Below are 13,291 nucleotides of genomic sequence, written 5' to 3'. Positions count from 1 at the left end.
ATCTTGCTACAGGATCTTGAACGCCGGATCAGAGAGTTCCGGACCAGCAGACGCGGTGGGCAGGGGTTTGCCCTCTACGCTGCGCTTGATCCCGTGGATCCACTTTTTCGCCCGCTCATTCAACTGGAAAGACTTGGTCATTGAACGACCCCGCGTCACAAGGATCCCAATGTCGGCCCCTTCATAGCGGTAATCACCCGGTTGCAGGATGCGCAGGAAGAAAGCTTCGTTCTCCGACTCCACTGCGCGGCGGTGATAATCGAAGCGGTCAAAGACCACGCTGCCGTCTTCCTTCATCTTATAGATGCCGGTCTCAGGCGCTTCGGTGCAGATGTCGACGCTGTCATCGGTGTGCTTGATCACCATTTGGCTCCAACCGTCGATCATCTCTGGATCGGCCCAGCGGGCGTTGAGCTCATCGACGTCCAGATCGAATTTCTTGCGGCTGAACTCCAGCAGGTGGAACAGGAACAACGGCGCATCGGCATGGGCGAAAGCCGCGTGGTTGGTCATCGAAGACGCGCCGGTGATGCGCGGGTTCAATTCACCCAGCCAAAGATCGCCGGTTTTCTTGTCGATCAAGAAGTCCAATTCGAAATAGCCGCGATACCCTTCCTTGCGCAGTTGCTCACCAAATTTGAAGGTCAGATCGCGGGCTTTTTCGCGCACCTTGGGCGGGAAGGCCGTCGCAAGAATCTCATTGCCGCACCAGCCGCCGCGATAGGGGGTCAGCTCTTTGAAGCCGACTAGCTCGGTCATCAGCGGGCCAACGATCGTGCCTTCCTTTGTGGCGCAGGCCTCAATCGCCGCACCCCGGCAATCGATCCGCTTCATGATCTTGATTTCGCCTTCGCCGACGATCTCGCTCTCATGGCGACGGAAGTCGGCTTCGGACTTGATGAAGAAGGTCGTGTGCCCGCTGTCGCCATAGGCCGATTGCAGCACCAGATCATGACCGATCCCGGCCTTCTCGCAGGTCTTTTTCAAGTCGTCATAAGACTTCACCTCGGCCAGAACGTTCGGCACGGAAGGCACGCCCGCCTTGTTGCCGATGCGGACGGTTTCAATCTTGTTGTCCATCGACTGGCGCAGCTTGGCCTTGGGGAACCAGACGTCGGCACCAAGCTCCTTGGACAGACGCTCCGTCTCTTCATCGAACATCAAAAAGACGAACTTAGGCTTGCCGCCACGGCGCTTGATGAAGTCGATGACCTCTTTGTGCTGCAGCAGGTAGTTGTTGATGTCCTCGATGCTCTGGAACTCCGCATGGGGCTGTTCCGAGGGGCAAAAGACGTTCGGGTGCTTGCCGCCGTAGCAATCGATGTAGCAGATGTACTTGAAGTTCTTTACCCATTCATCCAACCCCAACAGGTTAAAGTTGGTGGCCGAAATGAAATAAACAGGGTCTTCGTTTCGGTGAAAGAACCGGCGGATTTCAGAGATATTTTTAAGTACTGTTGCCATGTCGTTGGTCCTTTTGGTCAAACGGGTGAAGAAGAAAGGTCTTTGCGGCGCACGCGCTTCAGCGCCTCCGCGGTAAAGACGCGCAGGCCCAGATCGGGCCGGTATCCGTGGATCTCGCTCACGTCCAAAGCACGCATGAAATCGAGAATTTCCTGACTGACGACCTGTCCGGGGACAAGGATCGGAAAGCCGGGCGGATAGGGAATGATGAAACTGGCCGAGACCACGGTCTCGCCCGCGTCCATCGCCTCTTGGAGCGAGCCGTTCAGGTCGAGGTAGTCACAGTTTTTCTCATCATAGGCGAGGAAGAAGGGCGTCCGAATGTCCCCCTCAGGCGTGTCTGCGGCGCGGAAGGCTTCGTGGAAGCAACTGAAATCCGGCAGCGGGGGGTAGTTTTCCATCAGGTTGGTCACACGCCGGTCAAACGACAGCCGTTCCATCCGGCTGGCATCGTCCAAAAGATCGTCGAGCGATTTGGCGATCTCTACCAGCACTTCGATCAGATAGGCGACCGAAGAGCGCGTGGTGCCGATGTTGGTCATGAACAACACGGTATTGCGCGAAGTCTTGTTGATCTGGATGCCGTATTTATCCATCAGGATCTGCGTCTTGAAGGTATCGCCATCCCAACCGGTGCCGCCCACGGCCAAGGTCACGCGGGTGGCGTCGAGTACAAACTCATCCTGCTCCCAACAATCCCACATATCAGTCCAGCCCTGCTCTACGTCATAATAGCTGGTGACGCCGCTTTCGCGGTGCTGTTCGGGGATCATGTCGCCGGCGGAGAGCACTTTGAAATATTTCCGCAGCAGGGCGTGTTCGCTGATCGCGCGGCGCATGGACATCGCCGCTTCGACCTGCCGCTGGACAAATTCGAACCCTTCGAGTTCGACTTGGCGTCGGCCAACATCCAGTGAAGCGATGATCTGGTAGTTCGGCGAGGTTGAGGTGTGGGTCATATAGGCTTCGTGAAAGCTCTGCTCGACCTCCCCTTTGAAGTCCTGATCGTTGACGTGGATCATTGAGCCTTGGCGCAGCGATGTCAGGGTTTTATGGGTCGATTGCGTGGCATAGGCCCGCACCCGCGCGTGGGGCGGCGGGATCAGCCGGGTGTTGAGTAGGGTCTCGTCATCCGCGTCTTTCAGCGTTTTCTGCTGCGCCTCATAGGCGTCGGCATGGGCGTCAGACTTGAATTTCTCGCGCAGTGTATTGGCCGCGTTCATCGCCGTTCGCTGGCGATATGTGGGACTAAACCGGGCGAATGCGAACCATGCCTCGTCCCAGAGGAAGATGAGGTCAGGCTTGATCGCCAGACATTCCTCCATCACCCGCTCAACGTTATAGACCAGCCCGTCAAAGGTGCAGTTGGTCAGCAGGAGCATCCGCACCCGGTCGAGCTTGCCCGCCGCTTTCAACTCCAGCAAACGGTGCTTGATCTCGCGCAGGGGCACGGCACCGTACATCGAGTATTCGTTGAGCGGATAGCTGTCGAGATAGCTGACCTGCGCGCCGGCCAGCACCATGCCGTAGTGATGCGACTTGTGGCAGTCGCGGTCGACCAGCACGATGTCACCGGGCCGCACCAGCGCCTGCACGACGATCTTGTTGCAGGTCGAGGTGCCGTTGGTGGCAAAAAACGTTTGTTTAGAGCCGAAAGCACGGCTTGCCAGTTCCTGTGCCTCTTTGATCGGGCCATGCGGTTCTAGCAGACTATCGAGGCCGCCGGAAGTTGCCGAAGTCTCTGCAAGGAAGATGTTAGGCCCGTAAAACGCCCCCATGTCCTGAATCCAGTGCGAGCGCGAGATCGACTTGCCGCGGCTGATCGGCATGGCGTGGAAGACGCCTGTGGGCTGTTTGGAATACTCCACCAACGCGGTGAAGAAGGGCGACTTATTCCGCGCCTGCACCCCACGCAGGATATTGAGGTGCAATTCCATGAAGTCTTCTTGGTTGTAAAAGACCCGGCGGCAGATCCCCAGATCGAGCCCGGCGATATCCTCGACCGAGCGTTCGGTGACCAGATAGGCGTCCAACTCGGGCCGAACCTTGGCGATCATCCGGCAGAGTTCGGGGCCGTAGCTTTCAGGCTCAAGCGCGTCGATCTCATCCCGCCCCCCCGCGCGGGCAAGGTAGCGGGTCAGGATTTGCTGATCGACTTTCGACTTCAGCGTCAGACCGGGGCGGACAACGATGGCTTGAATGTTGTGGTTGAACATCACCGCAATCAGCGCGTCCTCAAGGCTGGGCACCACGACCGCCTCATAGATAAATGGGTCTTCGGTGCGGCGCATGCGGGTGACGTTGCTGCGCAGCCAGCGCTCTTGCTGTTCGCTTACATTGTCGACGATCAACACTTCGAAATAGGGTTTCGCCAACGCCCGTGCCTCGGGCGGGAGCATCGCCTCGTCGTCGTGCTCGTCCTGATCCAGACTGTCGCGTTCCAGTGGGATCGTGCGACGGCGATAGGCGCCGGTGGTCAACGCACGGGTCACCCGGTTCACGGCAAAGGCCAGATCCTCGAAATTGCCATGGGCAAACTGGCGGCGCATATGTTCAAAGGCGCTCATGCCCGGAAAGGCCCAATAGGGCTCAATCAGGGCCAGCGAGTCGAACAGGGCCTCGATTTCCTTACGCCCTTGTGCCGCGCCCTTGCTCTTGGGGTCACGCGCCATGGCGGTGGTGGCAGCGCGCAGGGCGCTCCACCGATCCGACCGCAATTGAATGGCCGAGGAATAGTCGTTCATAGAATGCATCAGTCGTCCTCTGCTGGAGGGCCGACCGATGCCTAGGTACCGCAGTCTGCGAACCTGACCTCGGCCTAGCCGCTGGTATTGCCGTTCTGCCCGGGTGTTTCGGGCGTTGTTTGTGGGTCTGGCATGGCCGCAGCGGGTGCCACGGGCGCCGGTGTTTGCGCCACCTCAGGCGCCGTCCCGGCGGTGGGGCTGGCAAGCGGCTCAGGCGGGAAACCGTTCTTGCCTTTGTAGGTGGGGATCTCGGCAGGCACCTGCTGGGCGGGCACATCGACATGCAGCCCCGCACGGCTGCCCTGCTGCGGGATTTCGAGCGGGCCGAGGGTATGCAGGAAGGCATCCGCGCCGCTGTCACGGTCATAAACAGGGAAGTCTGTCGGGCGGTCCCGGAAGGATTTGAGCAACTGGCCCAAGCCCTTCATCCCCGTCTCACGCTGGCGGCGGACCATGTTCAGATCAATCTCAATCGGGAACATGTCCTCTTGGCCCGCCGATTGGTGCAGCACCATCGAGGTCGGATCGACCACGCAGGATTTACCCACGCCGCCCGCGCCCAGACCGTTCACGTCGAAAATATAGCACTGGAACTGCGCCGCCGTGGCCCGCGCGATGGCAAGCTCGGCATCGCGGTCGGTGGTGCCGGTCAGAACGGGGTGCAATAGCACTTCGACACCCTGAGAGGTCAGCTGGCGCGTCGTCTCGGGGAACCACATGTCATAGCAGATCGACAGGCCAAAGCGGCCCACATCCGGCACATCGAAGATGCAGAATTCATTGCCCGCCGCGATCCCGGCCTCATAGGGCCGGAACGGGAACATCTTGGCATAGCGGCGCACCACCTCGCCTTCGGGGTTGATGACGACGGAGGTGTTATAGACCCGGCCATCTTCGGGATGCTTTAGGAACATCGAACCGGGGATCAGCCAGATGCGGTGCCGCCGCGCGGCAGCCTGAAACTGCTCAATCGTCTCGTTCTCGGGCGGCAGGGCAAACCGGTCGAGCGGGCCGAAAGGCGCCAGTTCAGAAAACAGCACCATCTGCGTCCAAGGGAAGCGGGCCATCAGAATGTCGAGCCGTTGGATCATGCCGTCGACATTGGGCTGCAAGGCATTGACGTACATCTGCACGCCGGCAATCGCGAAAGGGGTCATGCGTGAATACTCCGAACAACGCGGCGCAATGGACCATTTCCTTGCCTATCTCCGCGAAGCACCTGTCTTACGCCCTCACGACCAGAACGGAAACAGGCGAACGGCGCACAATGCGGTCGGCGTTGGAGCCGACGAGGAATTCGCGCAGGCTGTCGGGGTGCTCAGACCCCATGACCACCAGATCGGCGTTTGATTTCTTTATCGTCTTCAGCGCCTCGCGGTGGATTTTGCCGAACTTGAGGTGCTGCTTCACCTTTACGTCATCAGGCACTTCCCGCTCGACAAGCTTTTCCAACGCCTTGGCCGCGCGGCCTGTGGCCTGTTTTTCGTAGTCAACGGGGAAAAACCCTTCGACCAGCGGGGTGCCCATATCCGGCACAACAGAGAGGATATGCAAGGTGCCTTTGGACAAGCGGATCATATCCACCGCCTGCGGCAACGCCTTTTCCCATGACTTCGGGTCGCTCAGATCAACGGTCAGCAGGATGTTATCGAACATGATGCGCCCTCCTCAGGCTGTCGCAGGCTTGCGCGTTTCGCGCGCAGCACGGCCCCGTTGCAGGAAAACGACCAGCGCCAGAAGTAGCAGGGCGGGGATGAACATCCAGTATTTGCTGGGCTGCGGCATCGGTTTCAGCACGCGCAGCACTTCTTGATCCCAATCAAGGCCAGCGCCCTGCGCGGGACTGTCATAGAGAACATCGTCGATGATCATCTTGTCGCCATCCTCGCGGAACATGAGACCTGCGGCTTCCAGCTTCTCGGCCCCCGTCTCGCCCGCGCCAATCGGCAGCAGCGCGACGAACTCCAGCGGGTCGCCCAGATCGTTCACGCCAGAGACGCGCAGTCGCAGCCGTTCGCCCGCCGGTGTTTCCTCTGCCGCCTGCACGATTTCGGTCGGGGCCTCTTCGCTATAGGGCGGATAGACCATATCCATCCAAAAGCCCGGACGGAACAGGGTAAAGGCAATCAGCAGCAGCGCGATGGTTTCATAGAAACGGTTGCGCGCCAAAAACCAGCCTTGGGTCGCGGCGGCGAAAAGCAGCATCGCCACGGTTGCCACGACAAAGATGAACAGCCCCTGACCCCATGTGACCCCGATCAACAGCAATTCCGTGTTGAAGATAAACAGGAACGGCAGCGCAGCGGTGCGCAGGGAGTAAAAGAAGGCGACCAAGCCAGTACGGATCGGATCACCGCCCGAAACGGCGGCGGCGGCGAAACTGGCCAAGCCGACCGGCGGGGTCACATCGGCCATGATGCCGAAGTAGAACACAAAGAGGTGCACAGCGATCAGCGGCACGATCAGCCCGTTCTGCTGACCCAATGTCACGATCACCGGCGCCAACAGCGCCGAAACCACGATGTAGTTTGCAGTGGTGGGCAAGCCCATGCCAAGGATCAGCGACAGCACCGCCGTCAGGAAGAGGATCGCAAGGATATTGCCGCCCGAGAGCACCTCAACCACATCCGCCAGCGCCGAGCCGACACCGGTCTGGCTGACCGCGCCCACGATGATACCAGCCGTTGCCGTGGCGATGCCGATACCGATCATGTTGCGTGCGCCGGTGACCAACCCGTCGATCAGGTCAAGCACACCCGCTTTCACATCGTTCACAAACTGGCTTTCGCCGCGGAACATCGCCATCAGCGGGCGTTGTGTCAGCAGGATAAAGATCATGTAAGCCGCCGCCCAAAAGGCCGAGAGGCCGGGCGACAGACGGTCGACCATCAGCGCCCAGACCAGCACGACGACAGGCAGGATGAAATGCAGCCCTGACCGCGCGGTCGGTCCGGGCATCGGCAGCGATGTTACCTCTGCATTGGGATCGTCCAGCTTCAGCGGCTCTTCCTTACTCGCCACATAGAGCAATCCAACATAGATCGCCGTGAGGAAGACAAAGATGATATAGCCCGCCGTCTCGGGGAAGGCCGGGCGGATCCAGCCCATCAGGTAATAGACGGCAAAGGACAGCGCGCAGATCGCGATGATCGCAAAGGCGATACCGATCAGCTGCTGCACCAGCGGCTTGGGCGTATAGGCGCGCGGCAGACCCTGCATCCCGGCCTTCATCGCCTCAAGGTGCACGATGTAGACCAGCGCGATGTAAGAGATCACCGCAGGCAAAAAGGCGTGTTTAACCACGTCGAAATAGGGAATGCCGACATACTCGACCATCAGGAACGCCGCAGCACCCATCACGGGCGGCATGATCTGCCCGTTAACCGACGAAGCCACCTCGACCGCGCCAGCCTTCTCGGAGTTGAAGCCCACTTTCTTCATCAGCGGAATGGTGAATGTGCCCGTGGTCACAACGTTCGCGATGGAGGAGCCCGAAATCAGGCCGGTCATCGCCGATGCCACGACCGCCGCTTTCGCCGGACCGCCGCGCATGTGGCCCATGAGGCTGAACGCGACCTGAATGAAGTAGTTGCCCGCGCCCGCACGGTCCAACAGCGAGCCGAACAGCACGAAGAGGAACACGAAAGAGGTCGACACACCAAGCGCGATGCCAAAGACGCCCTCGGTCGTGATCCATTGGTGGTTCACGATCTCCGACAGGCTGTTGCCCTTATGGGCGATGATGCTGGGCATATAGGGGCCAAGCACGGTGTAGAATAGAAAGACGCTCGCCACGATCATCAGCGCAGGCCCAAGGGCGCGGCGGGTGGCTTCGAGCAGAATTAACAGTCCGGTAACACCTGCAATATAGTCTGGCAGGATTGGTGCACCGACACGGTTGGCGATCTCGCGGTAGAAGATAAAGAGGTATAGCGCACAAAAGGTGCCGACGATGGCCAAGGCCCATTCCCAGATCGGAACGCGGTTCTTGGGCGAGCCGAGCAGCACTGTCGCAATCACGAAAAGTGCGGGGATCGGGATCCACCAAATCGCGGTCGAATCCTTGGTGCTGACCATAAAGAGCGCGGCAAGAACGGCCGGAACGATGACACCAAGTGCCACCTGAAAACTCGTGCGCGTGGCCGGGAACACCATGATGCCAAGGAATACGGCAAAGCCCAAGTGAATGGAACGGGCCAGCGTATCGTTGAAAAGACCGATGGGCGACGCGATGTAGAGTTGAAAGAGCGACCAAGCCAGTGCCACCAACAGCAGCAAGGTGCCCATCAACCCGCTGACAGCACGGCCGCCCGTATCAGAAGAAGCGACAAGTTCGTCCAGTTCCGCCTGGCTCAATCCGCCCCGGTCACCGGTTGCGGCGGTTTCGACAGCCGCCGCCTGTTGCTGGTCCTTCTCAGACATATCGTCCCCCTGTCGGCTCCACCTTAGGATGGATGCGCATATTGTTTTTTCGGGTCTCTGACGGCAGCGTACCGCCGCCAGAGCTATCATGTCACGCGAAGATTACTCGATCCAACCTTGCTCTTTGTAATACTTCTCTGCACCGGGGTGCAGCGGAGCAGACAGACCGCCCGAGATCATCTCTTCTTGGGTCAGGTTCTCAAACGCCGGGTGCAGACGCTTGAAACGGTCGAAGTTGTCAAAGACGGCTTTGACGACCTGATAGACCACATCGTCATCCACATCGGCGGATGTGACGAATGTCGCTTTCACGCCAAAGGTTTTCACGTCTTCGTCGGTGCCCTTGTACATGCCGCCCGGCACGGTGGCCTCGGCGTAGTAAGGGTTGTCGTCGATCAGACCTTGGATCGCGTCACCGTCTACGGGGATCAGCTTGGCGTCGATGGTCGACACGGCTTCTTGGATCGAGCCATTCGGGTGGCCAACGGTGTAGATGATCGCATCCACTTTGTTATCACCCAAAGCGGCAGCCTGCTCGGCTGGCTTCAGCTCAGAGGCCAGTGCGAAATCGTCCAGCGTCCAACCCTTAGCGTCCATCACGACTTCCATGGTGGCGCGTTGACCGGAGCCGGGGTTGCCGATGTTGACGCGCTTGCCTTTGAGGTCGTCAAAGGACTCGATGCCGCTGTCGGCACGGGCGATCACGTTGAACGGCTCACCATGCACGGAGAAGACGGCGCGCAGGTTGTCGAACTTGTCGCCCTCGAACTGCGAAGAGCCATTGTAGGCGTGGAACTGCCAGTCGGACTGGGCCACGCCCATGTCCATGTCGCCCGCTTTGATCGCGTTGATGTTCGCGATGGACCCGCCGGTCGACGGCGCGGTGCATTTCAGGTTGTGGTCCGCTGTGCCGCGGTTCACCAGACGGCAGATCGATTGACCGACGACAAAATAAACGCCCGTCTGACCACCAGTGCCGATGGTGATGAATTTTTCCTGAGCCATGGTCGCAGTGCCGGCCACCATGGCACCGGTCATCGCGAGCATTTTGAACATTTTCATAAGATGTCTCCCATTGTTATATTTGGCGGACCACCCTTTAGGTGGACCCCATTGCATTCACAAGTAGAGCGCCGCAGCCTTCAGGCAATTGACTGGGCTAGGAAATTTTACACACGCCGTTCAGACCGCATGCAGACATGCCCTTGTGGCGGGAATCCCCGAATTCAGGTTAGGTCGGATTGCCATCGCGATCAATGCAACTGACCGGCACGCTGCAATCAAGGTGCAAAAGCCTAGCCTACGGACTGGGAAAGGTCCGGCAGAACCGGGGCAGCGGCGATCAGCGATTTGGTATAAGCGTGCTGTGGCGCGTCAAAAACCTGCCCGGTCTCTCCGGCCTCTACGATCCTGCCGGACTGCATCACCAGAACGCGATCTGTCACCGTGCGCACCACCGACAGGTCATGCGAGATGAAAAGGTAGGTCAGGTCGTAATGGCTGCAAAGATCGGCCAGCAGATCAAGGATCTGCGCCCGGACCGAGACATCCAGCGCGCTGACCGCCTCGTCGAAAAGGATCAACTCTGGCCGGATGATTAGCGCGCGGGCGATGGCGATGCGTTGGCGCTGCCCGCCCGAGAATTCGTGAATGTATTTCCGTGCATCCGCCGGGCGCAGCCCCACGGCGGTCAGCGCTTCGTCAATCGCGCGGGACCGCTCGGCCCCCTGCGGCGGGGTGTCGAGCAGGTGAAACGGCTCGGTCACCAACCGATCAACGCGGTGGCGCGGATTGAAGCTGCCGAAAGGGTCTTGAAACACCACCTGCATCTTGCGCCGCACGGCAAGGTTCGGCTTTGTCCCGGTAAAGACCGGCTGGCCATCGACGGTGATGCTGCCCTTTTGCACCTGTTCCAGACCCAAAATCGCCCGGGTCAGGGTCGATTTCCCGCAACCGGATTCTCCGACCAGCCCCAACCGCTCGCCCCGGTTCAGGGTAAAGCTGAGGTTGTCCACCGCGCGGAATGTGCCGGGCGCGCCGAAAAGCGTCTTGCGCGGCAAATGGTAATCGCGGCAGACGCCTTTGACCTCCAACAGCGGTACGGGCGCGGGCGCGGCGGGCAGGTTCACCTCATGGCGGGAGGCGTCGAAAAGCATCTTGGTGTAAGGATGCTGCATGTTGTGCAGCAGGGCTTGCGTCTCCCCCTGTTCGACGATCTGCCCCTTGCGCATGACGATGATCCGGTCGGCCATATCCGCCACGACGGCAAGGTCATGGGTAATCATCAACAGCCCCATACCGTCTTCCCGCGCCAACCGGGTCAGCAGGGTAAGGATTTGTGCCTGTGTGGTCACATCCAACGCCGTGGTCGGCTCATCCGCGATCAGCAGGCGGGGGCGCAAGGCGATGGCGATGGCGATCACCACCCGCTGGCGCTGCCCGCCGCTCAACTCATGCGGATAGCGCGACAGGGGGAAGCGGTCTTGGGGCAGGCCGACGCGGGTGAGCGTATCGGCGGCGCGTGCCTCGGCCTCGGCCCGCGACACGCTTGGCTCATGCACGCGGATGGTTTCGGCCACTTGGCGACCAATGGTCTGCACCGGGTTCAGCGCGGTCATCGGCTCTTGAAACACCATGCCGATGTCATTGCCGCGCATACCGCAGAGCGCCGCTTCGCTCATCTGGGTCAGATCATCGTCGCCCAGCATGAGATGGCCCGTGGTCGTCGCGCCCTTGGGCAAAAGCTGCATCGCCGCCAGCGCGGTCATCGACTTGCCCGAGCCACTTTCCCCGGTCACGGCCACGATCTCTCCCGGCGCGACGGAAAAGGTCACCCCGTCGAGGATGCGCAGCCCGTGGATCGACAGCGAAAGATTGGAAACGGTCAGAAGCGTCATGTGCGTGCCACCCTCAGGCGGGGATCAAGCAGGTCACGCAGCCCGTCGCCCATCAAGTTCAGCCCCAGCACCGTCAGGATGATCGCAAAACCCGGCATCAAGGCCATATGCGGCGCAATACTGACCATGGTTTGCGCATCGGCCAACATTCGGCCCCAGGATGGCACCGGCGGTTGCGCACCGAGACCGACATAGCTCAGCCCCGCCTCGGCGAGGATGCCGAGAGAGAACTGAATGGTCCCCTGCACGATCAACAGATTGGCAACGTTGGGCAAGATATGCTCAAATGAGATCCGCGCGGCGGATTTGCCCGCCACCCGTGCCGCCATGATAAACTCCCGCTGCCACAGCGACAGCGCCGCCCCGCGTGTGATCCGGGCGAAGACCGGGATGTTGAAGATGCCGATGGCAATGATCGCATTGATCGCCCCGGCGCCAAAGACCGCCGTGATCAGAATGGCAATGACGATGGCCGGAAAGGCAAAGACCAGATCATTGCCGCGCATGATAATCTCATCCACGAGACTCCCGCGCCGCGCTGCGGCCCAAAGCCCCAGCGGCACGCCCGCGCCCATGCCGATGCCCACCGCCACCAACGCTACGGCGATTGAGGTGCGCGCGCCGACCATGATCATGCTCAGAATGTCGCGGCCGAAGTGATCCGTCCCCATGGGATGGGCCAGCGAAGGGCTGTGCAGTTTGTTGGCGATGTCGAGCCCGGCATAGTCATAGGGCGTCCAGACAAAGGAGATCAGCGCGGCCAGCAGAAAGACCGAGGTGAGCGCAGCGCCAAGGATCAAGTTGCGGTTCATGTGCGGGCCCTCAGCCGGGGATCGACGGCGGCATAGGCCAGATCGACAAGGAAATTCACCAAGATCACCGAGAAGACCAAAAGCATCACCACCGACTCGACCACGATCAAATCCCGCGCCGAAATCGACTGAAACACCAGCCGCCCAAGGCCCGGCAGGTAAAAGACCTGCTCAATGATGATCGACCCGGCCAACAGGAAAGAGAACTGCAGGCCGATGATCGTGAGTACCGGGATCAGTGCATTGCGCAGCCCGTGACGCCAAAGCGCCTGCCGCGCAGTCAGCCCCTTGGCCCGCGCGGTCCGCATGAAATCTTCGCCCAGAACATCCAGCAACGCCGAGCGCATGACCCGCGCAAGGATCGCAGCCTGTGGCAAGGCAAGCGCAATAGCAGGCAGGGTCAGCGCGTGCAACCCGGCAAAAAGCCCCTTGTCCCAGCCGACGAAGCCGCCCGCCGAAAACCAGCGCAAGTTGATCGAAAAGATCAGCACGAGGATCATGGCAAACCAAAAATTCGGCACCGCCACGCCCAACTGCGTCGCGCCCATTACGCCGATGTCACCCGCCCGGCCCCGGCGGGATGCGGCATAGATACCCGCAGGAAAGGCAACGACGACGGAGAGGAAAAGCGCATAAAGCGCCAAAGGCACAGAGACCCAAAGCCTATCACCAATCATCTCTGTCACCGGAGTTCGATAGGTGTAAGAAGTGCCGAAATCGCCTTGCAGCATCCCACCTACCCATTCGATGTAACGCTCGGGTCGGGATTGATCGAGGCCTAGTTCACTGCGCAGGGCGGCCAATGTTTCGGGCTGGGCATTAAGACCCAGCATGAACGAAGCCGGATCGCCTGGGGCGACCTCAATAACCACAAAAATCACCAGCGACGCGACCGCGAGACTGATGAGCAGGGAAAGAAATCTTTTTAACGCGTAGCGCAACATAGCGCCTA

At 60.1% G+C, this 13,291-nt stretch carries 9 protein-coding genes; all 9 read right to left on the bottom strand.

The features are described from left to right. Positions 1–6: 6 nt before the first annotated feature. Positions 7–1,464: a biotin carboxylase gene (locus BM229_RS10950; RefSeq protein WP_093927675.1), complete on the bottom strand. Its 1,458-nt coding sequence runs from the start codon at positions 1,462–1,464 to the stop codon at positions 7–9. 17 nt (positions 1,465–1,481) lie between these two features. Then, positions 1,482–4,217 (bottom strand): aminotransferase class I/II-fold pyridoxal phosphate-dependent enzyme, encoded by a 2,736-nt coding sequence (locus tag BM229_RS10945; protein ID WP_093927674.1) that lies wholly within the window; start codon positions 4,215–4,217, stop codon positions 1,482–1,484. Between the two features lie 65 nt (positions 4,218–4,282). Further along, positions 4,283–5,365 carry a carbon-nitrogen hydrolase family protein gene (locus BM229_RS10940; RefSeq protein ID WP_093927673.1) on the bottom strand — a complete coding sequence of 361 codons (1,083 nt, stop codon included), beginning with the start codon at positions 5,363–5,365 and terminating at the stop codon, positions 4,283–4,285. 67 nt (positions 5,366–5,432) lie between these two features. Further along, positions 5,433–5,864, bottom strand: coding sequence for a universal stress protein (locus BM229_RS10935; protein WP_093927672.1), 432 nt, complete (start codon positions 5,862–5,864; stop codon positions 5,433–5,435). Between the two features lie 12 nt (positions 5,865–5,876). Further along, on the bottom strand, positions 5,877–8,630 hold the full coding sequence (locus BM229_RS10930; protein ID WP_093927671.1) for a TRAP transporter permease: 2,754 nt from the start codon (positions 8,628–8,630) through the stop codon (positions 5,877–5,879). Positions 8,631–8,732: 102 nt separating this feature from the next. Then, positions 8,733–9,692: a TAXI family TRAP transporter solute-binding subunit gene (locus BM229_RS10925; RefSeq protein ID WP_093927670.1), complete on the bottom strand. Its 960-nt coding sequence runs from the start codon at positions 9,690–9,692 to the stop codon at positions 8,733–8,735. Positions 9,693–9,925: 233 nt separating this feature from the next. After that, on the bottom strand, positions 9,926–11,527 hold the full coding sequence (locus tag BM229_RS10920) for an ABC transporter ATP-binding protein (protein ID WP_093927669.1): 1,602 nt from the start codon (positions 11,525–11,527) through the stop codon (positions 9,926–9,928). Further along, entirely contained in the window at positions 11,524–12,339 is an 816-nt protein-coding gene (locus BM229_RS10915) for an ABC transporter permease (protein ID WP_093927668.1), read from the bottom strand. The genes BM229_RS10920 and BM229_RS10915 overlap by 4 nt, the downstream gene beginning before the upstream one ends. After that, positions 12,336–13,283 (bottom strand): ABC transporter permease, encoded by a 948-nt coding sequence (locus tag BM229_RS10910; protein ID WP_093927667.1) that lies wholly within the window; start codon positions 13,281–13,283, stop codon positions 12,336–12,338. The genes BM229_RS10915 and BM229_RS10910 overlap by 4 nt, the downstream gene beginning before the upstream one ends. Positions 13,284–13,291 lie beyond the last annotated feature (8 nt).

It is taken from the genome of Sulfitobacter dubius (genome assembly GCF_900113435.1).
GTDB lineage: Bacteria > Pseudomonadota > Alphaproteobacteria > Rhodobacterales > Rhodobacteraceae > Sulfitobacter > Sulfitobacter dubius.
This window is presented reverse-complemented; position numbering and strand designations above follow the sequence as displayed.